Source organism: Algibacter marinivivus (genome assembly GCF_003143755.1).
Classification (GTDB): Bacteria; Bacteroidota; Bacteroidia; order Flavobacteriales; family Flavobacteriaceae; genus Algibacter_B; species Algibacter_B marinivivus.
In genome coordinates this window covers 71,860-96,425 of record NZ_QFRI01000005.1, presented here as the reverse complement: position 1 = coordinate 96,425, position 24,566 = coordinate 71,860, and the positions used below count along the sequence as shown (strand labels likewise).

23 protein-coding genes are annotated in these 24,566 nt (G+C 31.1%); 11 read left to right on the top strand and 12 right to left on the bottom strand.

Annotated features, from left to right (window positions below; translation table 11 throughout):
* Nucleotides 1-26: 26 nt before the first annotated feature.
* From DIS18_RS14670 to DIS18_RS14640, 7 genes are all read right to left on the bottom strand, one after another.
* A complete protein-coding gene (locus tag DIS18_RS14670) occupies nucleotides 27-359 on the bottom strand; it encodes a hypothetical protein (protein ID WP_109353839.1) in 333 nt (110 codons plus the stop codon).
* The gene (locus DIS18_RS14665; RefSeq protein ID WP_109353838.1) at nucleotides 359-661 is read right to left on the bottom strand and encodes a DUF6787 family protein; all 303 of its coding nucleotides are present in this window, start codon (nucleotides 659-661) and stop codon (nucleotides 359-361) included. Before DIS18_RS14665 ends, DIS18_RS14670 begins: the two co-directional genes overlap by 1 nt.
* Before the next feature lie 35 nt (nucleotides 662-696).
* Nucleotides 697-1,134 (bottom strand): DUF6146 family protein, encoded by a 438-nt coding sequence (locus DIS18_RS14660; protein ID WP_109353837.1) that lies wholly within the window; start codon nucleotides 1,132-1,134, stop codon nucleotides 697-699.
* A 207-nt stretch (nucleotides 1,135-1,341) separates the two neighbouring features.
* On the bottom strand, nucleotides 1,342-1,995 hold the full coding sequence (locus tag DIS18_RS14655) for a DUF937 domain-containing protein (protein WP_109353836.1): 654 nt from the start codon (nucleotides 1,993-1,995) through the stop codon (nucleotides 1,342-1,344).
* 120 nt (nucleotides 1,996-2,115) lie between these two features.
* The gene (locus DIS18_RS14650; protein ID WP_109353835.1) at nucleotides 2,116-3,066 is read right to left on the bottom strand and encodes a D-2-hydroxyacid dehydrogenase; all 951 of its coding nucleotides are present in this window, start codon (nucleotides 3,064-3,066) and stop codon (nucleotides 2,116-2,118) included.
* A 91-nt stretch (nucleotides 3,067-3,157) separates the two neighbouring features.
* Nucleotides 3,158-4,222 (bottom strand): 3-phosphoserine/phosphohydroxythreonine transaminase, encoded by a 1,065-nt coding sequence (serC, locus tag DIS18_RS14645; RefSeq protein WP_109353834.1) that lies wholly within the window; start codon nucleotides 4,220-4,222, stop codon nucleotides 3,158-3,160.
* Between the two features lie 75 nt (nucleotides 4,223-4,297).
* Complete coding sequence (locus DIS18_RS14640) at nucleotides 4,298-5,356, bottom strand: acyl-CoA reductase (protein ID WP_109353862.1); 1,059 nt, start codon at nucleotides 5,354-5,356, stop codon at nucleotides 4,298-4,300.
* 98 nt (nucleotides 5,357-5,454) lie between these two features.
* Between DIS18_RS14640 and DIS18_RS14635 the strand changes: the two genes are divergently transcribed.
* The gene (locus DIS18_RS14635; protein ID WP_109353833.1) at nucleotides 5,455-5,808 is read left to right on the top strand and encodes a 4Fe-4S dicluster domain-containing protein; all 354 of its coding nucleotides are present in this window, start codon (nucleotides 5,455-5,457) and stop codon (nucleotides 5,806-5,808) included.
* 53 nt (nucleotides 5,809-5,861) lie between these two features.
* On the opposite strand, the gene DIS18_RS14630 is transcribed toward DIS18_RS14635, so the two are convergent.
* Both DIS18_RS14630 and DIS18_RS14625 read right to left on the bottom strand, forming a co-directional pair.
* A complete protein-coding gene (locus DIS18_RS14630) occupies nucleotides 5,862-7,403 on the bottom strand; it encodes a hypothetical protein (protein ID WP_109353832.1) in 1,542 nt (513 codons plus the stop codon).
* A gap of 72 nt (nucleotides 7,404-7,475) precedes the next feature.
* Nucleotides 7,476-8,948, bottom strand: a complete 1,473-nt coding sequence (locus DIS18_RS14625) for a carboxypeptidase-like regulatory domain-containing protein (protein WP_109353831.1) — start codon at nucleotides 8,946-8,948, stop codon at nucleotides 7,476-7,478.
* Between the two features lie 98 nt (nucleotides 8,949-9,046).
* On the opposite strand from DIS18_RS14625, the gene ychF reads away from it, so the two are divergent.
* The 7 genes from ychF (at nucleotide 9,047) to DIS18_RS14595 (ending at nucleotide 17,541) form a co-directional block, all read left to right on the top strand.
* Nucleotides 9,047-10,141 carry a redox-regulated ATPase YchF gene (gene ychF / locus DIS18_RS14620; RefSeq protein ID WP_109353830.1) on the top strand — a complete coding sequence of 365 codons (1,095 nt, stop codon included), beginning with the start codon at nucleotides 9,047-9,049 and terminating at the stop codon, nucleotides 10,139-10,141.
* A gap of 100 nt (nucleotides 10,142-10,241) precedes the next feature.
* A complete protein-coding gene (locus tag DIS18_RS14615; protein WP_109353829.1) occupies nucleotides 10,242-10,694 on the top strand; it encodes an SRPBCC family protein in 453 nt (150 codons plus the stop codon).
* A gap of 84 nt (nucleotides 10,695-10,778) precedes the next feature.
* On the top strand, nucleotides 10,779-11,684 hold the full coding sequence (locus DIS18_RS14610) for a DMT family transporter (RefSeq protein WP_109353828.1): 906 nt from the start codon (nucleotides 10,779-10,781) through the stop codon (nucleotides 11,682-11,684).
* 139 nt (nucleotides 11,685-11,823) lie between these two features.
* Nucleotides 11,824-13,683, top strand: a complete 1,860-nt coding sequence (locus DIS18_RS14605) for a DNA topoisomerase IV subunit B (RefSeq protein WP_109353827.1) — start codon at nucleotides 11,824-11,826, stop codon at nucleotides 13,681-13,683.
* 17 nt (nucleotides 13,684-13,700) lie between these two features.
* A complete protein-coding gene (locus tag DIS18_RS15115; RefSeq protein ID WP_281261091.1) occupies nucleotides 13,701-13,832 on the top strand; it encodes a hypothetical protein in 132 nt (43 codons plus the stop codon).
* Nucleotides 13,833-13,841: 9 nt separating this feature from the next.
* Nucleotides 13,842-16,499, top strand: a complete 2,658-nt coding sequence (locus DIS18_RS14600; RefSeq protein WP_109353826.1) for a DNA gyrase/topoisomerase IV subunit A — start codon at nucleotides 13,842-13,844, stop codon at nucleotides 16,497-16,499.
* Between the two features lie 13 nt (nucleotides 16,500-16,512).
* Nucleotides 16,513-17,541, top strand: a complete 1,029-nt coding sequence (locus tag DIS18_RS14595) for an endonuclease/exonuclease/phosphatase family protein (protein ID WP_109353825.1) — start codon at nucleotides 16,513-16,515, stop codon at nucleotides 17,539-17,541.
* A gap of 6 nt (nucleotides 17,542-17,547) precedes the next feature.
* On the opposite strand, the gene DIS18_RS14590 is transcribed toward DIS18_RS14595, so the two are convergent.
* The 3 genes from DIS18_RS14590 to DIS18_RS14580 all read right to left on the bottom strand — a co-directional run bounded on the left by DIS18_RS14590 (nucleotide 17,548) and on the right by DIS18_RS14580 (nucleotide 20,676).
* On the bottom strand, nucleotides 17,548-17,889 hold the full coding sequence (locus DIS18_RS14590; RefSeq protein WP_109353824.1) for a P-II family nitrogen regulator: 342 nt from the start codon (nucleotides 17,887-17,889) through the stop codon (nucleotides 17,548-17,550).
* Between the two features lie 31 nt (nucleotides 17,890-17,920).
* Nucleotides 17,921-19,174 (bottom strand): ammonium transporter, encoded by a 1,254-nt coding sequence (locus tag DIS18_RS14585; RefSeq protein ID WP_109353823.1) that lies wholly within the window; start codon nucleotides 19,172-19,174, stop codon nucleotides 17,921-17,923.
* Nucleotides 19,175-19,416: 242 nt separating this feature from the next.
* Nucleotides 19,417-20,676: a carboxypeptidase-like regulatory domain-containing protein gene (locus DIS18_RS14580; RefSeq protein WP_109353822.1), complete on the bottom strand. Its 1,260-nt coding sequence runs from the start codon at nucleotides 20,674-20,676 to the stop codon at nucleotides 19,417-19,419.
* Between the two features lie 355 nt (nucleotides 20,677-21,031).
* Here DIS18_RS14580 and DIS18_RS14575 point away from each other — a divergent pair, with 355 nt between their 5' ends.
* From DIS18_RS14575 to DIS18_RS14565, 3 genes are all read left to right on the top strand, one after another.
* The gene (locus DIS18_RS14575; RefSeq protein ID WP_146191841.1) at nucleotides 21,032-21,676 is read left to right on the top strand and encodes a hypothetical protein; all 645 of its coding nucleotides are present in this window, start codon (nucleotides 21,032-21,034) and stop codon (nucleotides 21,674-21,676) included.
* A 121-nt stretch (nucleotides 21,677-21,797) separates the two neighbouring features.
* Complete coding sequence (locus tag DIS18_RS14570; RefSeq protein ID WP_181364062.1) at nucleotides 21,798-22,304, top strand: T9SS type A sorting domain-containing protein; 507 nt, start codon at nucleotides 21,798-21,800, stop codon at nucleotides 22,302-22,304.
* Nucleotides 22,305-22,327: 23 nt separating this feature from the next.
* Nucleotides 22,328-24,553, top strand: a complete 2,226-nt coding sequence (locus DIS18_RS14565; protein WP_109353819.1) for an EMAP trimerization domain-containing protein — start codon at nucleotides 22,328-22,330, stop codon at nucleotides 24,551-24,553.
* Nucleotides 24,554-24,566: the final 13 nt, after the last annotated feature.

The window sequence follows — 24,566 nt, the reverse complement described above, 5'->3', positions numbered from 1 at the left end:
TCGTGTTTTAATTTAAAATTTGAATTTTAAACTAAAACTGGTGGGCCCCTTAAAGAAAATGATAATGGTCGATGATTATTAAGAAATTTGTATGTTAAATAAGATACTTTATATGTATAATCAACTACTGTTGAATCATAATTGCTTAATACAGGTGTAAAATAATTGGTTATTTGAAATTTTTGAAATTCACAATCTAAATCGACTTTGTGGATATGAGTTGAATCATCACCAATACAAACTACATGTTCATGATGCTCAAAAACGTGAATTAATTTAACCGTTGAAGGAATCAATAGAGCAGAAACTAACAAGAATGTTAATAGTCTAAAAGCAATATGTTCCTTGTTCAAAGTCATTAATTTAAAAATCGTTTAAAACCAATTCTACGAAGCATTTTCTTTTCAAAATTCCAGAAAAATTTATGTTGACCAAATAGCCAACCAAAAAAAACAAGCAAAAATTGATAAACCACAAATAATAAGAGGATTCTAATAGTCCAATATCCGAAACTTGAGAAAGCTTCAGGAGTGATATTTAAAAAAGCGAGTATAGGTTTTCCTATATAGGATGCAGTTGATCCAGTTACAGCAAAAACAATTAGAATTACAACAATTTGCCAGTTGTGTTCTATGTTCCAACGCGCCTTTAATTTATCCACTTTTGCAATTTTTAAACAAAAATAAGTAAAGTCAATTAAATACGTGGTACAAATGGCCCTAATCTTTGATTATAGGTTAATTGAAAATAAATAAAATAGTTGTAAAGTACATAATTAACCTCGTAGCCATAATCTATATTCTGCTGATAGTCAATTTGTAGTTCATACAAATTTGTATTAAAGCGTTGTGGTTGTAAAACACGTTGATTCCATTCTATAACATATTGAAAATTTCTATTTTCTAAGAACGATTGAGAATAAAAACCTCTGGGTTGCGCTCTACTAGCTAACCAAAAATTAAACCCTGGTTCTATAATTATAATTTCGTATTCTACTTCTTCATTTACAATTTTAACTGTATCATTTTGCTTTAAACTTTCTAAACGTTCATCTTTTTTTGATGCTGTGTTTTTTGATGTATTACAATTGAATATAAAAACTGAAACGAGTAAGATGTAAATTAATTTTTTCATAATTGTTATTTTCTTTTTCAAATGTATATTACATCATCAATTTTAAAAATGAAGAATGAGTTAACTGTTAATTTCAATGAGTAAAATTGATTACTTACTTAATAAATTTACAAAAACCATTCCTTAAATATTGATTTAGAGCTAGTTTTAACAAAAAAAGCGTTGCATATATATACGCAACGCTTTTAAATTTATAATGGATAAGATTTATTTTCCTCCGAAAAGTCCACCTAGTAATCCTCCAAGACCACCTTTTCCTTTTGTTGCTTGACCTAATACCATTCCTGCAACATCATCAATAACGCTACCATCTCCATCACTATCTAACATTTTTTCAAGAAAGGTTTGCTCTTGAGTAACTGGACCGCTTTGACTAGCTCCTCCAAGTAATCCTCCAAGTAATCCACTTAAATCTCCTGCAGAACTAACATTATTTTGGCTAGCTTGTTTTCCTAAAACACCCATTAATATTGGAGCGGCAACTTTTAATACGTCTGCAACAGCACCAGTATCCATGCCAGATTTTTGTCCCAATACTTGCTCAACACCAGATCTTTTATTTCCTAATATATGACCTAATATTTTGCTGCCATCTTGTTTTACATTATCATCAACGCCACCACCAAATAAACCACCAAGATTATCCAAGATACTTCCGTTGTGTTTACCACTAATAGCTCCCATTAATCCTTCTGCTCCTTGAGGTGTAGAAGCATTACGTTCCATAGCTTTCATCAAAACTGGTAAAGCCATACTTAATAAGCCTCCCGTTTTTGCTTGGTCTTGTCCTGTTGAACCCGCTACTCCGCTAATAATAGTTTTTCCTAGGTCGCTGTTTAATAAATCTAAAATTCCTGACATGTTTTTTTTATGAATTAATTAATAATATTTATAAAAATTTGGAAGCTTAATGTACAAAAAAAGTCCCAACTTCTATAGTTAGGACTCGTTAATTCTATTTAGGTCACAATTTGCTTTATCTTATCCTAAGATGCTGATAATTTGTGATGCTAATTCTGTACCAATTCTATCTTGCGCTTCGTTAGTTGCTGCACCTGTATGAGGTGTTAGCGATAAAGCAGGATTCATTAATAATTGCATTTCCGGTTTTGGCTCTTTTTCAAAAACATCAAGAGCAGCTCTTGCTACTTTTCCACTTTCAATAGCTTTTACTAATGCAACTTCATTAAGAACACCACCACGCGCTGCGTTAGCTAAAATAACACCATCTTTCATCATGTTAAATTCAGCTTCATCAATAACATATTCTTTTTGAGCAGGAACGTGAAGTGTAATAAAATCTGCTTGTTTTAAAACGTCTTCTTTAGAAATTGTTTTAATATCAAAGCTTACTTTTTGCCCATCAAAGAAGTCTAATTCTAAATTAGCAGTTTCTAAAAACGGATCAAAAGCAACTACTTTCATACCAGCTCCAAGTGCTACTTTAGCTGTAGCTTGACCTATACGACCAAAACCTAAAACACCTAAAGTTTTTCCTTTAAGTTCGGTTCCTTTTGCGTAAGCTTTCTTTAAACCTTTAAAATTGCTATCTCCTTCAAGAGGCATTTCTCTATTAGCATTGTGTAGAAAACGCGCTAAACCGTATAAGTGCCCAAATACTAATTCTGCAACCGAATGCGAAGAAGCAGCAGGTGTATTAATTACACTGCGTCCTTGTTCTCTGGCGTATTCAACATCTATATTATCCATACCAACACCACCACGACCAATAATTTTTAATCCTGGGCAAGCATCAATCAAATCTTTACGAACTGTAGTTGCGCTACGAACCAATAAAACTGAAATATCATTTTCATTGATGTAGTTAATTAATTGTTCTTGCGCTACTGTTGTTGTACTTACGTTATAACCTGCCTTTTCTAAGGCATCAATACCGCTTTGAGAAATTCCGTCGTTTGCTAATACTTTCATTATATAAGTTAAAAGGTAAAAGTTAAAAGGTAAAAGTTTTGAAAACGATTAATATTTCAACTTTAAATTAAATTTTTATTTTATTTATTTTCTAAGCTTTACTTTCTAATTCACTCATTACTTCAACTAAAGCTTTTACACTATCAAGTGGTAAAGCATTATACATTGAAGCTCTATAACCACCAACACTTCTGTGTCCGTTTACACCACTAATACCAGCTTCTTTAAGCATAGCTTCAAAAGTGTCTTTTAAGTTTTCGTTTTCTAAAGTAAATGTTGCATTCATATTAGAACGGTCTTCTTTACTAGCAAAACCTTTGAATAATGGGTTTAAATCTACTTCAGAGTACATTAAGCGTGCTTTCTTTTCGTTTTCTTTTTCAATAGCTTGTATACCGCCTAGTCCTTTTAACCATTCTAAAGTTAACATAGTTGTATATACAGGAAATACCGGAGGCGTGTTAAACATACTTCCTTTACTAATGTGTACTTTATAATCCATCATTGATGGAATTTTACGAGATACTTTCCCTAAAATATCTTCTTTAACTACTACTAACGTAGTACCTGCTGGCCCCATGTTTTTTTGAGCTCCTGCATAGATTAAATCAAATTGAGAAAAATCTAATGAACGTGAAAAAATATCACTACTCATATCACAAACCAAAGGAATATTAGTTTGTGGAAATGATTTCATTTGAGTACCATAAATCGTATTGTTAGAAGTACAGTGGAAGTAATCATAATCCTCAGGAATTTCGTAACCTTTTGGAATATAATTATAGTTAGCGTTTTTTGAAGAACCTACTTCATAAACGTCATCATAAATTTTAGCTTCTTTGATGGCTTTATCTGCCCAAGCACCAGTATTTAAATAACCAGCTCTTTTTTCTAAAAGGTTTAATGCTACCATTAAGAATTGTGTACTTGCACCACCTTGTAAAAACAAAGCTTTATAGCCTTTGCCTTCTAAACCAAGAAGCTCTAAAGCCAAAGCTCTAGCGTTTTCCATAATATCAACAAAAGCTTTGCTTCTATGCGATATTTCTATTAGAGATAACCCGCTATTGTCCAAATCAACAACTGCTTGAGAAGCTTTTAATAATACTTCTGGTGGTAAAATACATGGTCCTGCACTAAAGTTATGTTTCTTCATTTTATAGTAAAATTTAAAGATGCAAAGTTCTTAATTAATTAAAGATTTATCGTTAAGAATTCAATAATTTTTTCGTCAAATTGATAATAAAAATTTAATGGAATCAACATCATCTGCATAATCCCAAAGTTGAGGTTTTTGAGTTGCCCCAAATGCGATTTCATTTTCTGTGAACCCATTTGAAACAATACATTGAATTTGGTCTTTTTTCGAATTTAAAACATCTTTTAATTCTGAATCATCTTCATAGTATTCATAAAAGAGTGTTGCAATAGGCGAAGCAAAGCTTTCATCTTCTTTAATCATGAAAAATCCATTTTCAAGCATGTCAAATTCACTCATTAAATACACTGCCTTGTTATAATCGTAATTGTTAGCATATTTTGCTTTTTCTACAATAGGATGCCAATGGTAAATAGCTTCAAAAAATTTATCAAACTTGTAGCCTTTTGGAACAAAGAGTTTAGACACATTTCTGCACCCTAATCCGTAGTATCTAAAAATATCTTCAGATAGGTTTTTTAAATCCTCATTAGTTTCATTTCCAGAAAGAATAGCAACTGAATTTCTGTTATTTCTTATTATAGAAGGTTTCCCTTTAAAGTAATATTCAAAATATCGTGCTGTATTATTACTTCCAGTAGCTATTACTGCATCAAAATTCTTGACTTTTTCTTCAGTAAATTCTATAGTTTCTTTAAATTGTGGTTCAACATATTTAAGATACTTAGCCAAAAAAGGTAAAAGATGTTTATCGTTGGAAGATTGTTTTACTAAAACATGATGACCTGAAATGAGCACCGATAAAAAATCATGAAAGCCTACCAAAGGTATATTACCTGCCATTATAATTGCTACATTCCTGGGATTTAAATCTTTAATAGAATATGGCTTTAACCAAGTTCTTAAATTATCAGTAGTTAAAGCATCAGACCACGATTTTAAAGCAAACGTAATATTATCATCAGTAAACCAGCCATTATGTTCTTTTGCAAGTTTTAGTTGGTGTTTAAAGCCATTGAAGAATATCTCGTTATGTTCAATATTATCTGCTTTTTGTATAACTTCATTAGAAAATTGCCTTAAAAAATCTCCTAATTTTACAAAAGCATCAATTCTTTCTTGTAAATGCATTCTGAATTTGGTTATGAATGGTTTTGGCTTTATTTTTGCAACTGCAAATTTAAGGAAACTCAAATAGAGTTCTTGAATTTTAAAAATAAAAAATTACTATGGCAATTATAATAACAGACGAATGTATAAATTGTGGTGCTTGCGAACCTGAGTGCCCAAATACAGCAATATATGAAGGTGCAGATGATTGGCGCTATAAAGACGGTACAAGCTTAGAAGGAACTGTAGTGCTTACTAATGGAACAGAGGTTGATGCTGATGAAGCACAAGAGCCTGTAAGTGATGAGCTTTACTACATTGTACCAGATAAATGTACAGAATGTAAAGGGTTTCATGATGAGCCACAATGTGCAGCTGTATGTCCAGTTGATTGTTGTGTACCAGATGAAGATGTTGTTGAAACAGAAGAAGAACTTCTAGCAAAACAACGTTTTATGCACCCAGACGGATAGATTGATAAAAACATTAATTTATAATTAAATCCTGAGCTTTAGCTCGGGATTTTTTATTCAAACTTTATTTTCACAAATCTCTGGTTCTTCAGGTTATCAATATCCTGACCAAACATTAAAAGCGTATTATCATCAATCCAATTATATAGCGAAGGTCTAATTGTAATACCTTCTAATTGATCATTTTTAATTAATAGTTGCCTATTATAATCACCTGTATTTAAATCAACATGGGTTGCCATAAATGCTCTGTCAAAATCTGTAAAATAATTAGCTAGTCTTCCTTTACTATGGTTAATATTTTTAGCATTGCAATTGTATAACAAAAACAATTTATCTTTTTTACAAACAGGATAGTAAGAGTTATATATTGGTACATTAGGTTTATCATTTCTTTTACCAATTTTATTGGCCCAAATTATATTTCCTTCATGGTCTAATCTAATAGCAGCTATATCATGATGATAATAGGTTATGGCGTAGTTATATGAGTAAGACCATACCTGTTCTGCAAGTACTAAAAGCTCATCGTTATCAAGTTTAATTGTTTGCTTAAGAATATAATTTTGGTCTGCACGTTTGCCTTCATTGTATTTAGCAATGGCCTTATTTTTCTTTTTCCCGTCTTCCATGAGTTTAGAGAAAAAATCTGAAGTATATTTATTATATTTTGATGATGTAACCTCGCCGTTACTAAGGTTGATTTTTGATGCATAAATACCATTCATAGCATATAAATCTTTCTCTGAATATAAGCCTGTTAAAGCTAATTCTTCATCATTAATAAGTGTTGTGTTTAAACTTCTTAAATGAACATTATCTGGTCTTATAGTAGTAAGTAAACCTAATTGATCATTTTTAATTTGATAAAGTTGAAATTCATATCGATGATTATTTTCATCATTTAAAACTTTATAAGAATCATATTTTTTACAAAGTATAAAAAGTTCATTTTTACTATTTGTGAATATCCTTCTATACGAAAGCACATCATTATTGTAAGGAAAACTGTAATAAGTACTTGTTTTTTCATTAAAGTCAGAATCGAAAGTTTGAATTCTTATTTTGGCTGTTTCTTTATTTTTATTAGGAATAGTATAAAAAAGAGTAATGGTGTTTTCATCATCACTAATCAAAAATCTACTCAATGAATTCCTTGCGTTTTTAGAATCATTTAAAACGGTAGTTATTATTTTTTTGGGACTAAGAGAGAAAGTCGTTAAATCAATATTTTGATAATAGTAAGTTTTTCCAGTATCAGTCAATAAATAAAAAACATGAACGATTTTATTTTTTAGTTTAGTTAAACCTAACGAGTTAAATTTTCCTTCGTAAGTTTCATTTTTTAAATTTATTTCTTTGTCAGAGGGTGTTAGGTCTAAGTTGAACTTCCTTAAAAACATATCATCACCTTGCCCAAATTTCCCTTCCGAGTATAAAATGTAATATCCATTTTCATCTTGCCCAATAATATCGACAGGAATTTGTCTTTTCTCATTTTTGAATATAGAACCGAATTCAACTTCTAGATTATTTTGCGCATTTATTATAAGGTTGCTTAAAATGACAAAGCATAAAAAAAGAGTTTTTTTCATAATCAAAGAAGAAAATTTATCAAAATTAGAGGCGTAAATATACTAACTTATACTGAATGAATATTATGCTTTTTAATCACTTTGAAACGTTTTCATTTCAGAGGATGGTTCAATAATTTGTTCATTATCCCAAATGGTTTTCTCAAATTTGCTTAGTTGTTTGTAAGGCACTACTTTTTTTTGTTTTATAGATTCAAAATCTGCTAAACTCAATTTGTTATTAGCGGTAAATAAAAGTTCTTCTTTATTTCTGTTATCACCCTCAATTTTAAAGCTGAAACTCACTTTATTTCTTGCTTTGCTGTTTTCAATAAATTTCACATCTCTATTTACATAGAAGTAACTTCCTGTTGTGCGTTTTAAGTATTTTGGATGGTAAATATTGCTGCTGTCTTTTTCAAATAAAAACGTTCCAGAGCATATGTTTTCAATGTATTTTATACCTAATATTAACCTTAAATTTAGTTTTTCGCCATGTCTGTTTTTATAGTATTTGTAATCAACGCGGGTTATGGCATAGGTGTCATCACTAATAAATAGTTTTCCTGTGTATTTAGCTTTTCCTTTTTTAGGTGTAAAGCTAATAATGTGTGTAAGCTCATTATTGTTATACGCCACATCTACATAAGTGTATTCGTAATAATCAAAAAGAAGTAATTTATTTAAAAATGAATTTTTATAAAACTGCGAGCGTTTAAAGAAAGACCGTGTTTCCTTATTTAAATAAGATGTTTCATATTCTTTTTTATTGTTTTCTTCAGAATTTTCATCTTTAAGCGACAAAGAGTCTTCAATTTTAAAAAGACCAGATTTTAATTTATATGTTTTAGTAGTATCAAGATATTTTAAAACAATTTTTTGTGATTTCTCTTGTATTTGTTCAATCGAAAAATCATTTTTATAATCTAATAACTGCGTTGCTTTATTTACTACAAGTTTACTGCTGTCCTTGTTAAACGTATAAAACTCACCTTTAAAATCTTCAAATTGAACGATGTCGCTTTCTCGGACTTTGTTTGAAAGTGCTTGTAAATCATTGTTTACAGATTCAAGATTCCTTTTTTTAACGTGTGAAGCTTTTTCAATTTCGAATTTTAAATTCTTAAAGTCTACATAATCTGTCGTCCTTCTAAATATATTGTATTTATTTAGGGTGCTTTTATAGTTTGAAGTAAGTCTGCTTTTTACTTTTGAGATTATAGAATCTGCGTTTGGGTTTTTGTTACTAATGTAAACCTCACCAAGTTCGTTAATGGCTTCATCAAGTTTTATTATAAAGTTTAAAGTTTTTATGTCTTCTAAACTCAATTCTTTGTTTTGATAGCCTAAGCAAGAGACGGATATTGTTTTAAGCGTTTCATTTTCAGTATTTATAGTGAAGTAGCCTTCTTCATTTGAAATCACACCACTATATTTTCCAGTTTTTATAGATGCATATTGAATAGGCACCCCTGTATTTTTATCAACAAGTTTTGCTGTTATATTTTGTGCATCTATATAAAAACAAGTGAGGCAGATAAATGTTAGGGTAAAAATATTTTTCATTCTAAATGGTTTATGTCTATCTAACGATTAAAGCATAAAATTGTTACAAAAAATAATAATGGAAATGACTACATTTGCACTCGCAAAATTAATTAATTATGAAAGCAGGTATCGTAGGATTACCAAACGTAGGAAAATCAACGTTGTTTAATTGTTTATCAAATGCAAAAGCGCAAAGTGCAAACTTTCCGTTTTGTACAATTGAACCAAACATAGGTGTAGTAAATGTTCCAGATCCACGATTAGAAAAGTTAGAAAGCTTAGTAAATCCAGAAAAAGTAATTCCAGCAACTGTTGAAATAGTTGATATTGCAGGATTAGTAAAAGGTGCAAGTAAAGGGGAAGGTTTAGGAAATCAATTCTTAGCTAATATTCGCGAGACTGATGCTATTCTTCATGTTTTAAGATGTTTTGATAATGATAATATTGTGCACGTAGATGGTAATGTAGATCCAATCAGGGATAAGGAAACTATCGATATGGAATTGCAACTTAAAGATTTAGAAACTACTGAAAAGAAGTTGGATAAAGTTAAGCGAGCTGCAAAAACAGGAAATAAAGAAGCTCAAAAAGAAGAGGCTGTCTTACTAAAAATAAAGACAGGATTAGAAGCTGGAACTTCAGTAAGAGCTTTAGAGTTTAGTGAAGATGATTATACTGATTTTGTTGTACCATCGCAATTCATAACAGATAAACCTGTCATGTATGTTTGTAATGTGGACGAAGGTGCCGCGGTTTCAGGAAACGATTATGTAGAGCAAGTAAAAGAAACTGTTAAAGACGAAAATGCAGAGGTTTTAGTATTGGCAGTAGGAACAGAAGCCGATATTAACGAGCTTGATGATTATGAAGAGCGCCAAATGTTTCTTCAAGATATTGGTTTAGAAGAGCCAGGATCTGCTAAATTAATTCGTTCAGCATATAAATTACTCAATCAGCAAACGTATTTTACTGCTGGTGTTAAAGAGGTTCGCGCTTGGACTGTAGATATAGGTGCAACGGCACCTCAAGCGGCAGGTGTTATCCATACCGATTTTGAAAAAGGATTTATTCGCGCTGAAGTTATTGGGTACGATGATTACGTATCTTTCGGAAGCGAAGCCAAAGTAAAAGAAGCCGGTAAAATGCGTGTAGAAGGTAAAAATTACATCGTGAAAGATGGTGACGTGATGCACTTCTTATTTAACGTTTAAGATTTCTAAAAATTTTATTTTTTTTGTGACTATCTGTTTTTTAGTGTGTCTTAATTTGAATAAAAGGCCCTAACCAACAACCACAATTATTTTAAAAGCTATGCCTTTAATACAAGTCCAAACGCATATTAATGCGGACTTACAAGTGTGCTTTGATTTGGCACGTAATATTGACTTTCATAAAGAATCTTTAAAACATACTGATGAATTACCTGTAGCTGGAAAAATTAGTGGCTTAATAGGAAAAGACGAATGGGTGAGTTGGGAAGCTAGACATCTAGGTTTTGTTCAACATTTAACATCTAAAATAACTGAGTTTGATAGCCCTAATTATTTTGTAGATGAAATGGTTTTTGGTGCTTTTAAATCATTTAGACATGAGCATATTTTTAAGAAAACTAAAGAAGGGACTTTAATGATTGATAAATTTTATTTTGAATCGCCTCTTGGGGTTTTAGGAAAGTTTGCAAATGTTATATTTCTTAAGCGTTATATGAGAAAACTTCTTGAAACAAGAAGTAAAGCACTTAAGACTAAAGCGGAATTAATTTAAGAAAAGCATTCTACTTCACTTTGGACATCGTAATTTTCATTTTTTAGTTCTGTTAAACTAAAAAGACCTGCCTAAATTCGTTTTATGCAAACGAATAAACAATTTTGGTATGGAATTCTAATAGGTGTATTGGGTATTGTTCTATTCTCGTCTAAAGCAGTAATGGTAAAACTAGCATATAATTATAAGGTTGATGCTATTAGTATTCTGCTTTTGCGCATGTTGTTTTCTTTTCCATTTTATATTGTTATTGCATTCATATACAGAAATCAAGAATCAGTAGATAAGCCAAATTCAAAGGATTATCTCTGGCTTTTGTTTTTCGGATTTGTAGGTTACTATTTAGCAAGCTATTTCGATTTTGTAGGGCTTATTTATATAAAAGCAAGTTTAGAGCGCATCATTTTATTTTTATATCCAACCATTGTACTTATTTTAAATAGACTCTTTTTAAAACAGCCCATAACAAAAAATCAAGCCTTTGCTATAGGTCTAACGTATTTAGGAATTGTTATTGCATTCTCAAACGAAGTTACCATTTCTGGAAAAGATACGTATTTAGGAGGATTCTTTATATTACTAAGTGCTATAACCTATGCATCCTATTTGGTAGGGAGCGGTTGGTTAATTCCAAAGTTTGGTATTATGAAATTTACAGCATATGCAATGATTATTTCATGTATTTGTGTGTTTATTCATTACAGCATGATAAGTAAAGTAAATCTTTTTAGTTTTTCATGGGAAGTTTACACATTAGGTTTTTTAATTGCTGTATTTGCAACTGTAATTCCCTCGTTTTTAGTTTCAGCTTCTATTAAAATGATTAGTTCTTCAAACTTTGCAATTGTAGCTGGTATTGGACCAATATCTACTATAATTTTAGCTGCAATTTTTCTAAATGAAAGGTTAACTTTATTGCAACTATTTGGTGCTTTGGTAGTTATATTGGGAATACTGTTAGTTTCTTTAAAGAAGACTGATAAGTGCTAGTTATATGTTCTCAACAAAATAGATTTATCATTGTTAATTACTTTGTAGGCTAGCTGTTTTATTTTTTCAAAGGTTGTACTATATTAGCGTGCTATCTTGTATTTTCACTAATAGAAAGCATAAAACCACTCTCTTTTTTATGGCTGAACAAACCAAATATACCGAAGATAATATCCGTTCATTAGATTGGAAAGAGCATATTCGTATGCGTCCTGGAATGTATATTGGCAAACTCGGAGATGGGTCTTCACCTGATGATGGTATCTATATTCTTCTTAAAGAGGTTTTAGATAACTCAATTGATGAGTTTGTAATGGGCGCTGGAAAAACCATTGAGATTTCTATACAAGGGAATAAAGTTATTGTTCGAGATTATGGGCGTGGTATTCCTTTAGGAAAAGTTGTAGATGTGGTTTCTAAAATGAATACAGGTGGGAAATACGATTCCAAAGCCTTTAAAAAATCTGTTGGTTTAAATGGTGTTGGTACAAAAGCTGTAAATGCGCTTTCAAATTATTTTAGAGTTGAATCAAATAGAGATGGTAAATCTGCTTCTGCCGAATTTGAGCAAGGTAACTTGACCAACCAAGATATGCTTGATGATACTACTCGAAGAAAAGGTACCAAAGTATCATTTGTTCCAGATGAAACCATATTTAAAAACTATAAGTATAGAAGTGAGTATGTTGTAAAAATGCTCAAAAACTATGTGTATTTAAACCCTGGTTTAACCATAGTTTTTAATGGTGAAAAATATTATAGCGAAAACGGTTTAAAAGATTTATTAGCAGAAAAAATAGCTGAAACGGATTTATTATACCCAATTATTCACTTACGTGGGGATGATATTGAAGTAGCTTTAACACACAGTAAAACACAATACAGCGAAGAGTATAATAGTTTTGTAAACGGACAAAATACTACGCAAGGAGGGACGCATTTAAATGCTTTTAGAGAATCTCTAGTTAGAACAATTCGAGAGTTCTATGGTAAAAATTATGATGCTTCAGATATAAGGAAATCTGTTGTAAGTGCTATTGCTATAAAAGTGATGGAGCCTGTTTTTGAAAGTCAAACAAAAACCAAATTAGGGTCAACAGATATGGGTGGTAACTTACCAACTGTTAGAACTTATATTAATGATTTCTTAAAAACGAATCTAGACAACTACTTACATAAAAATGCAGATACAGCAGAAAAAATTCAACGTAAAATACTGCAAGCAGAGCGAGAGAGAAAGGAGTTATCTGGAATTAGAAAACTAGCAAAAGATAGAGCAAAAAAGGCAAGCCTTCATAATAAAAAATTACGCGATTGCCGTGTGCATTTTGGAGATACTAAAAACGAAAGAAATTTAGAAACCACTTTATTTATTACTGAGGGAGATTCAGCTTCAGGTAGTATTACAAAATCACGAGATGTAAATACACAAGCAGTATTCAGTCTAAAAGGAAAACCATTAAATTGTTACGGACTAACAAAGAAAATAGTTTACGAAAACGAAGAGTTTAATTTATTACAGGCAGCTCTTAATATTGAAGAATCTCTTGAAGATTTACGCTATAACAATGTAGTAATAGCTACTGATGCCGATGTAGATGGGATGCACATTCGTTTATTGTTAATCACGTTCTTTTTACAGTTTTTTCCAGAAGTTATAAAAGAAGGGCATTTATATATTTTGCAAACCCCACTTTTTAGAGTTCGAAATAAAAAGGAAACTATATATTGTTATTCAGAGCAAGAAAGGAGAGATGCTATAGAAAAGTTAAAACCAAAACCAGAAATAACACGATTTAAAGGTTTAGGTGAAATATCCCCTGATGAATTCAAACATTTTATAGGAGATGATATTAGGTTAGATCCCATTATGTTGGATGATAATATGTCTATCGAAGAATTATTATCGTTCTACATGGGAAAAAACACACCAACACGTCAAGAATTTATAATTGATAACTTGAAGGTTGAGTTGGATTTAATAGAAGAAGACAAGTAAAACTAAACTAGATTATTATGTTATACACCAAAAACAAAAAGCTAAAGCAAAGGTCTTATGACTATTTGCACAAGCATGATGTAACATCTAAGGCAAAAAAACGTAGAAAAAAAGGAAGAACTTACCTTAACGGAAAACCAAAAAACTAAGAATCTTTAATGATTGAAGACCAAAACGACGATTTAACAAACGAACAAAACGAGCCTCAAGAAACCATTACCAGAGTTACTGGTATGTACAAAGATTGGTTTTTAGATTACGCATCGTATGTTATTTTAGAGCGTGCTGTACCAGCTATAGAAGATGGTTTTAAACCTGTACAACGCCGTATAATGCATTCTATGAAAGACCTTGATGATGGACGCTATAATAAAGTAGCAAACATTGTTGGTCATACTATGCAGTATCATCCACATGGTGATGCAAGTATAGCAGATGCTATGGTGCAAATTGGTCAGAAAGATTTATTAATTGATACCCAGGGAAACTGGGGGAATATCTTAACAGGAGATCGTGCTGCGGCCTCTCGTTATATTGAAGCGCGTATTTCAAAATTTGGACTAGATGTTGTTTACAATCCTAAAATTACAGAATGGCAAGCCAGTTATGATGGTCGTAGAAAAGAGCCTGTAAACCTTCCAGTAATGTTTCCTTTGCTTTTAGCACAAGGAGGCGAGGGTATTGCAGTAGGGTTATCAACTAAAATATTACCACATAATTTTATTGAACTTATTGATGCTTCAATAAAACATTTACAAGGAAAGCGTTTTATAATTTTGCCAGATTTCCCAACTGCTGGAATAGCTGATTTTTCAAATTATAATGATGGTAATAGAGGTGGTAAAGTTCGAGTTCGGGCTAAAATTTCTCAACTAGATAAAAACACTTTAGTGATTACTGAATTGCCTTTTGGAACAACAACATCTTCGTTAATTGATTCTATTTTAAAGGCGAATGATAAAGGTAAAATTAAAGTTAAAAAAATTGAAGATAATACTGCCGCTGAGGTTGAAATTTTAGTGCATCTTCCTTCAGGGTTATCACCAGATAAAACGATAGATGCATTATATGCTTTTACAAGTTGTGAATCGTCAATTTCGCCATTAGGATGTGTTATTGAAGATAATAAACCATTGTTTATTGGTGTATCTGAAATGTTACGTCGTTCAACAGATAATACGGTTCAGTTATTAAAACAAGAGCTTGAAATAAAACTTGGTGAACTTGAAGAACAATGGCATTTTGCTTCTTTAGAGCGTATTTTTATTGAAAATAGAATTTACCGAGATATTGAAGAAGAAGAAACTTGGGAAGGAGTAATTTCAGCAATTGATAAAGGTTTAAAACCTCATATAAAACATTTAAAACGTGCCATAACTACTGAAGATATTACACGTTTAACAGAAATACGAATCAAACGTATTTCTAAATTTGATATCGATAAAGCACAACAAAAAATTGATGCACTAGAAGAGCAAATAGCAGAAGTAAAACATCACTTAGCAAATCTTATTGATTACGCTATTGCTTACTTCCAAAGGCTTAAAAAAGAATATGGAGAAGGTAGAGAGCGTAAAACTGAAATTAGAACTTTTGATGATGTAGATGCAACAAAAGTGGTAATTAGAAATACTAAGTTATACGTAAACCGCGAAGAAGGTTTTATTGGTACATCTTTACGTAGAAACGAATATGTATGTGATTGTAGTGATATTGATGATATTATTGTGTTTACCAAAGAAGGTAAAATGATGGTTACTAAAGTGGGTTCTAAAACATTTATTGGTAAAGATATTATTCATGTTGCTGTGTTTAAGAAAAAAGATAAGCGTACTATTTATAATTTAATTTATCGTGATGGAAAAAAAGGACCTTCATATATAAAGCGTTTTGCTGTTACTAGTATGACTAGAGATAGAGAGTATGATTTAACCAATGGAAATAAAGGATCATTAAGTTTATATTTTTCAGCAAACCCTAATGGAGAAGCAGAAGTTGTTTCGATTAATTTAAGACAAGCAGGAAGTATTAAAAAGCTAAAATGGGATATTGATTTTGCTGATATTTTAATTAAAGCGCGTACGTCAAAAGGAAATTTAGTTACCAAATACCCTGTTAAGCGTGTTGAACTTAAAGAAAAAGGTGTATCTACCTTAAAGCCACGAAAAATTTGGTTTGATGATACGGTTCAGCGTTTAAATGTTGATGGTAGAGGAGAACTTATTGGCGAATTTAGAGGAGAAGATAAATTGTTGATAATTAATCAATCTGGAATACTTAAAACGGTTACACCAGAGGTAACGATGCATTTTGATGATGATATGATTGTTATGGAGAAATGGATTCCTAAAAAACCTATATCAGCTATTTATTTTAATGGTGAAAAAGAATTGTATTACGTAAAACGCTTTTTGATAGAGCAGGAAGGTAAAGAAGAATCTTTTATTTCAGATCATCCAAATTCGCAATTAGAAATTGTTTCTACCGATTGGAAACCTATGGCTGAAGTTATTTTTGCCAAGGAACGTGGGAAGGATAGAAAAGAAAACCTTGAAGTAAATCTCGAAGAGTTTATTGATATTAAAGGTGTTTCAGCACAAGGTAATCAACTTACAAAAGAAAGGGTCAATCAAGTCAATTTATTAGACCCTCTTCCGTTTGAAGCTCCAGAAGAAGTTCATGCAGATGAATTAGAAGTTGTTGATGAAAAAGAAGTTTCCACAGAAACTGCTAAAGGAGAAGCTAATAATTCTTCAGAAATAAATACTGACACAATTGATGATTCAGATGATGAAGGCCAAATAACATTATTCTAAAATAGCATTTAAGTTGTTCAATATAACTAAACTTAAAAAAAAGATAAGAAGTTTTTGTAGAGTTATTTCGGTTATACCTACTATTCTTTTAATACTAGGTTCTTTTTATATTATTGTTTCTGATGACCTTTTATCATTCATATTCTCTGTTATATTTCCCTTACTATTTATTTTAAATTTAATTTTTGGAATTTATTGGTTATTCAAAAAAAGTAAATACTCTGTTCTTGCATTAATTGGATTAATAATTTTCTTTTTTAAGTTTGATTCGTTTTTTCAGTTTAATAATGAAAATACAGATTCAGATAAAGAAAGTATATCTATAATGACATTTAATACCGAAAATTTCGGACTTGTAAGTGGTAATATTGTTAATGATAGATATAAACAAGTAATTGATTTTATTAATGCTCAAGATGTTGATGTTTTTGTTATTCAAGAGTTTTGGAATAAAGGCATGAAACCTTTTACTAAGTATCCATACTATTTTTTAGCTTACAGACAAGATATTGAAAAATCAACCCAGATAATATTTTCTAAATATCCTATTATAAATAAGCAATACATTGATTTTGATGGTACTAATAATAATGCCATGTATGCAGATATAGCATATAATGGAGAAATAATACGAATTTATAATTTACATCTAGAATCATATAGATTGGATGCTATTCATCAATTGAATAATCCTAAAAGTTATTCTGCTTTAGTTAAAAGGATAGGTAAAGCTGAAAAAACTAGAAAAGAACAAGCAATATTGGTTAAAAACCATATTGATAATTTTAATGGTAAAGCTATAATATGTGGTGATTTTAATGCAACACAATTTTCAACTTCCTACAATTTAATAAAAGGATCAAGAAAAGATTCTTTTATAGAATCGGGAAAAGGTTTTGGAACTACTTTTGAATTATATAAATACCCGTTTAGGTTGGATTATATTCTAGCAGATGACAATTTTGAAATAACATCTCACCAGAATTTTGAAGTAAAACTATCAGACCATGAACCAGTAATTGTAAAATTAACTCTAAATTAAGTTAATCTATTTAATTGCCTCACTTCCCCTAGTTCTAGTTCTAATTCTTATAGCTTCTTCAACATTGTATATAAAGATTTTACCATCACCAACACTAGCTTCAGAACTATTGTCTAAAATAGTATTGATACATGTTTCTAAATTATCATCACTTACAATACACATAATCATAATACGTGTTTTTAAGATCATTGATTGTTCTGTACCTCTATAACGTTCAGAGTAACTTTTTTGTAACCCAGTCCCTTTTACAGGTACAACTGTTAAACATGGTATTCCAGCTTCTTTTAACCCACGTTGAACAGCTTTTAATTTTGATGGTCTTATAATGGCTTCTACTTTTTTCATCTCAGTAATTTTAAAGTTTTATCTCAAATTTTTATTCAAAAGTGGTGTATGCTTCAACACCAAAAGAAACGGCATCAATTCCTGCATTTTCTTCTGATCTATTAACACGAATACCTATTGTTTTCTTCATAATTTTCATTACGATATATGTGACTACAAAAGAGAAAGTACCTATTACTAATACGCCAATAGTTTGAGTTATTAATAAATCTGTACCACCTCCAAAAAACAGACCATCTTCTGAAGCAAATAAACCTACAGCAATAGTTCCAAATAAGCCATTAACACCATGTACAGCAATGGCACCAACAGGATCATCAATTCTTATTTTATCAATAAATATTACCGCTACATCAACTAAAACTCCAGCAATCAAACCAATAATTATGGCTGAACCAGGTTCGAAAACATTACACCCAGCAGTAATTGCTACTAAACCAGCTAATACACCATTTATAGTCATTGTAATATCAATTTGCCCATATTTAAAGTAAGTGTAAATAATAGTTGAAATTCCACCAGCAGCTGAAGCTAAAAATGTATTTGTAGCTATATCACCAATTAATTCCCAATTACCTACAGCCCCTAGTGTAGATCCAGGGTTAAAAGCAAACCAACCAAACCATAATATAAAGCCACCAACAGCTGCAAGAGGTAAATTATGACCTGGAATAGCTACAGGTTTTCCATCTTGATCATACTTACCAAGACGAGCGCCTAAAACAATGGCAGCTGCCAATGCAGCAAAACCTCCCATAGCATGAACTGCAGCAGAACCTGCAAAATCATTAAAACCTCTTATAGCAAGCCACCCATTTGGGTTCCAAACCCAATTAGCAGCTAATGGATACATAATAGCGCAAAAAATGATAACATAAATAGCATAAGGCCAGACTTTCATTCGTTCTGCTACGGCCCCAGAAACTATTGATATTGCTGCAATAGCAAACCCTAATTGAATAAACCAAAATAGCTTGTTAGAAACGGTAAGTCCCAAACCTAAGTCACTTTCAATAATTCCCATATCAAAAGCAAACCACCCATTAGATGTTCCGTATGCTATTCCAAAACCAACAGCGTAAAATGCTAATCCACCAAATGTAATATCTATAATTACTTTGGCAATAATACTCATTGCATTTTTAGATCGAACAAAACCTGCCTCTAATAGAGCAAAGCCTCCTTCCATTAAAAATATAATTGCTGCACAAATTGAAACCCAAACGGTGTCAATTGCTGATATGAGCTCTTTTTGTTCAATTACAATTGCTGTTACTTCTTCCATTAATCTAGTGTTTTGTGGTTATTTAGTTTAGTTTTTTCTTGAAAAGATTGAGCAATATATGGAATATTAATAGGCATTTTTTTAGGTTTTCGCAAAAAATAAAGATGATATTTTATTTATGTGAATTTTAGAGGGATATGTATTATTGATTGAAAATAATTTAAAAAAAAACTCGAATCAGTATATAATTTCTACTGACTCGAGTTTGGAATATTGTTTAGCTTTCTTAAAAGAAAAGATGCTTAAGTACGCTTAAGTTGTTTCTGTATTTTTTTTATTGCAGATTCAATTGATTTTTCTGGCTCAATAATATTGTATGCGCCCCAGAATCTAGGGTCAGAAAAGCCAGAAGCTTTTTCGCTTAGTATAGTGGAAGGTCTAATTAGTTTGCTTCTTATTTTAGCAAGTTTAGCATCATGGATTTCCCAATCTGTAATTGCCATTTCGCTATTTAAAGTGTATGTATTATTAAATAATTTACCTTTCCAATTTACTTTAAATGTTAGAGAGATATTACTGTAGGCATAGTGCCATTTCCCATTGGTAGTTCTGTAGTTTACTCTATATGTGGCTTCAGTTGGATATACATCAACTTTTCTTGGTTTTTTTCTAACATACATCTGACTTGATAATTCTTTATTTGAAACATTTAAGCTGTAAACTGCATTAGTTAAAGCTAAAGTTCCTGCATCAATATATAGTTTGCCATAATAAAGAGGTTTCCCATTATCTTCTTTTTGTTTGAAATTAATAACATAAATTTGCCTGTTATTGATTTTAGTTGAATTACCAAAACTAAATGTATACAAAGGGATATCTTCTGCTGTAAAAATGAATTCAGGGTATTTTATAATATCTGTATATAAGTTACTAAATGGACCACCTTGTAATTTTAAAGCTAAAGTATCTAGCTTTGAATAGTCAGTATTCTTACGTGCCTTAATTAATTCAATATGATCATTTCTTAAATTATTATAGGGTTGTTTATGGATTTTAACAACAGCTTCAGAAAGCGATGCGTTTCTTCTTCTTTTTTTTATCGTCTCTCTATAAAAAGCAGTCATTAAAGTATTATTATTGTTGTAAATACTACTTTTCTTTTTGAGCGTTTCTTCAACAATTTCTTTAGCACCTTTTGTAGTTGTTGTAATACTAACTTCGTTTAACTTTGTAATAGCGGGTGAGAGAAGTATTTTTTCATGATTTTTAATTGAGGATAGTTTAACTTCTCTTTTTTTATACCCTAAATGAGAGATTGTAATACTGCCTTCTAAAAAAGTGTTTGGTATTTTTAAAAGAAAGTCTCCATCACTATTAGTTACTGTGCTTATATTAGAATCATTAATAACAATATCTGTAAAAACTAAAGGTGTTTTCGTGTCGCTATCAATAACCTTTCCTTCTAATTCTGTAAAGGTAGCATTTTGGGCTAAGGTTGAATTAAAGCAAAAACTAGAAAAGATTAAACACAACAGGATTCTGTAAAAGGCTGATTTTTTCATAACTTAAAGATTAATACAATTTAAGCTATAATATACTAAAAATAGTTTAATTAATTAATATACAGAGGGTTATTTTTTGTTCTTTAGTTAAAATGATATCGTCTTTTTACTCTTAGCATCCATAAATGCTAAACAATTTAAATGGACAAATGGTGGACATTAACGGTTTTATTTTTTTTATAAGGACTATATCAATACATTAGTATTGCCTAATAAAATAATATGCCAACCAACCCTTATATTGTTTTCATAGCTGTCTTGCTATGTTTTAAAGTCTTTTCTAAGCCTTTTTGTAGAATAGCTTCTGTTACTGGAAATAGCCTCAATTTTAATTTTAAAAATTATAAATCGTAATATGAAAAAACATTTACTTTTCGTCCTTTTTGTATTTACTTCTTTGTTTGGAATTTCTCAACAACTATATATGGAGTATGGTTCTACAATTTCTTCGTTTGATTATGAAAACTCTCAAGGACAACCTCTAGACAATTTACTTTCTAAGTCTAAATCCTATTTTGGGATGGGATATAGGCATACGTTAAATAAGGCTAAAACGATATTCTTAAGAGGTGGTGTTAATTATAATAATTATGGGGCTATTGGCAGTGAAAATAGTGTAGATAACTATTTTGAATGGGATGTAAGCTATTTAGGGATTAAAGGAGGAGCAGATATTAAATTATTCGAATATAATGATTTTAGATTTTTTGCTAACGGTTCAGTGGCATATGAGTTTTTAGTAAGAGGCACCCAAACCATTAATAACGATGTGTTCAATTTGGTAGGCGAACCTGAGTTTAACAACAACATTTTGTTTCTTAGAGCAGGAGTAAGTATGCAATACCCTATTTCTACAGGTACGGCTATTGTTGCAGGCTATAATTATGGGAGTTCAATATTGATAAATAGTGGGATTAGTGCAGAGAAATTAAATATTAATGCACATCAATTTGGTATTGGTTTTATTATCAATCTTCCTACATGTTATTGTGACTTTTAAGTAGATTATAGAGGCGGACAAATAATGGACACTCTAGTATATAAAGATTAATTACTCTAGTTTAGAGTATTGTAAAGTAACATTTGTTAAAATGATAAAAGAAAATTTGATAAAAAAAATTATGCTTTTGCTACTTATGATTTGTATTGTTCCGGTAATTCATGGACAATCAAAGACAAAAGGGAAGGCCTATAAAATCATACGCTCTAATGTTGGTGTTGGAGGCTCTAGTAAGACATTTCAAACCTCAAAAGGTACGTATGTTATAAGCCAGAGTATTGGTCAATCTAGTGTTATAGGAACATATACAAGTAATGGCTATTATTTAAGACAAGGGTTCCAGCAACCACACAAACGTATTAAAGTTATTAAAAGCACTTATAGTAGTTTGAGGGCCAAAGTTTATCCAAATCCTTTTGATTACAATATTCAAATTTCATTTAAGGAAAATGTATCTGAAGATATTAATATTGATGTTTACGATATTTCAGGAAAACTAGTCTTTTCAAAGAGTTTTTTACCTTCAAGAAAAATACAAATGAATCTCGAAAATTTGTCTTCGGGGGCATATACATTGAAAGCTATTTCAAACGGAAAGTTATTCAATTCAAAACTTATAAAAATATAGTACCAATTTAAAACCCAGCTGTTATGAAACGCATAATTACCCTAATTTTATTTTTATTTATTACTACAGGTGCCTTTGCACAAACTGATGGTATAACATATCAAGCTATAATTATTGGTCCCGATGCTTTAGAGTTGCCAGGAGTAGATTCAGAAGGAAATTATTTACCAACTACGGACGTAACAATTAAGTTTTCAATTATAGCACCAGGAAGTGGAGTGGTAGAATTTACAGAAATACAAAATACAACTACAGATGATTTTGGTAGAATAAATTTAATTATTGGTGCTGAAAATCATGATGATTTTGAGAAGATTGATTGGAATGGAGACCCTAAATCCTTAAAAGTTGAAGTTGACTTTAATAATGGCGATGGCTTTACGGATATGAGTATTGAGAAATTAACCTATGTGCCCTATGTAGCACATCGAGACATAACAGCTAGCGGTACTTTAGAGGTTGATGATAATACACTTCTAAATGGTGAGTTACAGGTTAACGGAGTTACTAACCTAGGAAGTACACTTAACGTACTTGGAAATAATACCTCTAACTTAACTGGAGACTTAAATGTTGATGGTGAAACCAACCTAAATAACACATTAAATGTTACAGGGCAGAGTGTTACAAATTTATCTGGTGCTTTAAATGTTGGAGATCCTTTGGTAGGGCCTCCAGATGGAGATCCTTTGGCGCCTACTACATTAAATGGATCGTTAACTGTTGTTGGAGAATCTACGTTTACGGGATTGGTTGCTGATGATTTGACCATTAATAACTCGACCGAGTTAAACGGAAGTGTGGATATTATTTCTGAAACTCAGGTTACAATTACTTCTAGTGTTCATACAGGTGACATTAGTTACACTAGTACAAATAATCGAAAAGATCAAGTAATTGGAGATGACCCAGGGGAAGAAAAAAATAATTATCCATTATTGGTTAAGGGTAGTACGCAGGGAATAGCAATTGAGGTTATTGGAACTAGGAGAAATGGAAATAATTTTGTCTCATTCTGGGATAAAGATGGTCAATGGGGAAGAATTGAAGGAGAAATACCATCAGAGTTTGGTAATAATGCAGATTATTTATTTGATCAAACATCATTAATATACGATACTGCTGATGCTACTATGGATTTAGTATTTCAGGGTTGGGATACAACTGTTGCAATTGCAGAAAATGTTGCTGCAGCTACTGCCTTTGCGCCTTGTGTTGGACCAATTCCTTGTGTAATGGGACCTCCTCCATCTTGGATTGTAAGTACCAAAGCTAAGTTGATTGCGGAAGGAATTAAAACAGCTATTGCGATTGCAAATGAAGTAGTGGCAATAAGGAATCTGGTAGTATATAATGAAAATAAGGATGAATTTAAAGGGGTTACATATGCTTCTGGCGCTGGAGATTATGCCGAATATTTAATGAGAGCAGATAATGGTGAAAAAATGACATATGGTGATATAATTGGTGTTAAGGGTGGTAAAATATCTAAAAACTTAGAGGGTGCAGAAAGAATTATGGTGGTTTCATACAAGCCTATTGTTTTGGGGAATATGCCTCAGCAAAATAAAGAGACAGACTATGAAAAAGTGGCGTTTATGGGGCAGGTACCTGTTAAGGTTTATGGGAAAGCTAATATTGGAGATTATATTATCCCTAGTGGTAAAAACGATGGTATTGGAATCGCAATACACCCATCTAAAATTAAAGTTAATCAAATTAAAGATATAGTAGGAACTGCATGGGGAGAAAATGGAATAGGATTTAATTTAATTAATGTTGCAGTTGGTTTAAATAGAAATGATAGTAGTTTAATTCTTGAAAACTTAGAGGCTAAAGTTAATGAACAAGCTGATGAGATTAATCATTTAAAAAGTCAAATTGAAGATATTTTGTCTAGTATTTCTAATTTAGAACAAGGCGGAACGATTGTAAGCAAAACAACCTCTGTTAACAATACAGATGGAGTTGTTAATTATCAAGATTATAGTAGTAGAAAACTTTCGGTTGTTGAGGCTCCAGAAACGGATATTATCTATTTTGAAATAACTAAACAAGATTTAGAAGAGGGGTTGGTACTAGCAGAAAAAATGATGAAAGATTCTGGACAGTATGAAAAGAATAAAGAGATTTTTGATAAACTTAAAAATGATAGCGCGTTTAAAGAACGTTTTATTACTGATTTACAAATAAAATTAGATAAGCAAATACATTATCATAAAGAAATAGATAAGAAAGGAGACCATTAAAAATTAGTTGATT

Bases quoted from the DNA above. Each gene is read 5' to 3' on its own strand.
- DIS18_RS14670 (WP_109353839.1), bottom strand. From the start codon at position 359: ATGACTTTGAACAAGGAACATATTGCTTTTAGACTATTAACATTCTTG.
- DIS18_RS14660 (WP_109353837.1), bottom strand. From the start codon at position 1,134: ATGAAAAAATTAATTTACATCTTACTCGTTTCAGTTTTTATATTCAAT.
- DIS18_RS14655 (WP_109353836.1), bottom strand. From the start codon at position 1,995: ATGTCAGGAATTTTAGATTTATTAAACAGCGACCTAGGAAAAACTATT.
- DIS18_RS14650 (WP_109353835.1), bottom strand. From the start codon at position 3,066: ATGAAAGTATTAGCAAACGACGGAATTTCTCAAAGCGGTATTGATGCC.
- serC (WP_109353834.1), bottom strand. From the start codon at position 4,222: ATGAAGAAACATAACTTTAGTGCAGGACCATGTATTTTACCACCAGAA.
- DIS18_RS14640 (WP_109353862.1), bottom strand. From the start codon at position 5,356: ATGCATTTACAAGAAAGAATTGATGCTTTTGTAAAATTAGGAGATTTT.
- DIS18_RS14635 (WP_109353833.1), top strand. From the start codon at position 5,455: ATGGCAATTATAATAACAGACGAATGTATAAATTGTGGTGCTTGCGAA.
- DIS18_RS14630 (WP_109353832.1), bottom strand. From the start codon at position 7,403: ATGAAAAAAACTCTTTTTTTATGCTTTGTCATTTTAAGCAACCTTATA.
- DIS18_RS14625 (WP_109353831.1), bottom strand. From the start codon at position 8,948: ATGAAAAATATTTTTACCCTAACATTTATCTGCCTCACTTGTTTTTAT.
- ychF (WP_109353830.1), top strand. From the start codon at position 9,047: ATGAAAGCAGGTATCGTAGGATTACCAAACGTAGGAAAATCAACGTTG.
- DIS18_RS14615 (WP_109353829.1), top strand. From the start codon at position 10,242: ATGCCTTTAATACAAGTCCAAACGCATATTAATGCGGACTTACAAGTG.
- DIS18_RS14610 (WP_109353828.1), top strand. From the start codon at position 10,779: ATGCAAACGAATAAACAATTTTGGTATGGAATTCTAATAGGTGTATTG.
- DIS18_RS14605 (WP_109353827.1), top strand. From the start codon at position 11,824: ATGGCTGAACAAACCAAATATACCGAAGATAATATCCGTTCATTAGAT.
- DIS18_RS15115 (WP_281261091.1), top strand. From the start codon at position 13,701: ATGTTATACACCAAAAACAAAAAGCTAAAGCAAAGGTCTTATGACTAT.
- DIS18_RS14600 (WP_109353826.1), top strand. From the start codon at position 13,842: ATGATTGAAGACCAAAACGACGATTTAACAAACGAACAAAACGAGCCT.
- DIS18_RS14590 (WP_109353824.1), bottom strand. From the start codon at position 17,889: ATGAAAAAAGTAGAAGCCATTATAAGACCATCAAAATTAAAAGCTGTT.
- DIS18_RS14585 (WP_109353823.1), bottom strand. From the start codon at position 19,174: ATGGAAGAAGTAACAGCAATTGTAATTGAACAAAAAGAGCTCATATCA.
- DIS18_RS14580 (WP_109353822.1), bottom strand. From the start codon at position 20,676: ATGAAAAAATCAGCCTTTTACAGAATCCTGTTGTGTTTAATCTTTTCT.
- DIS18_RS14575 (WP_146191841.1), top strand. From the start codon at position 21,032: ATGAAAAAACATTTACTTTTCGTCCTTTTTGTATTTACTTCTTTGTTT.
- DIS18_RS14570 (WP_181364062.1), top strand. From the start codon at position 21,798: ATGCTTTTGCTACTTATGATTTGTATTGTTCCGGTAATTCATGGACAA.
- DIS18_RS14565 (WP_109353819.1), top strand. From the start codon at position 22,328: ATGAAACGCATAATTACCCTAATTTTATTTTTATTTATTACTACAGGT.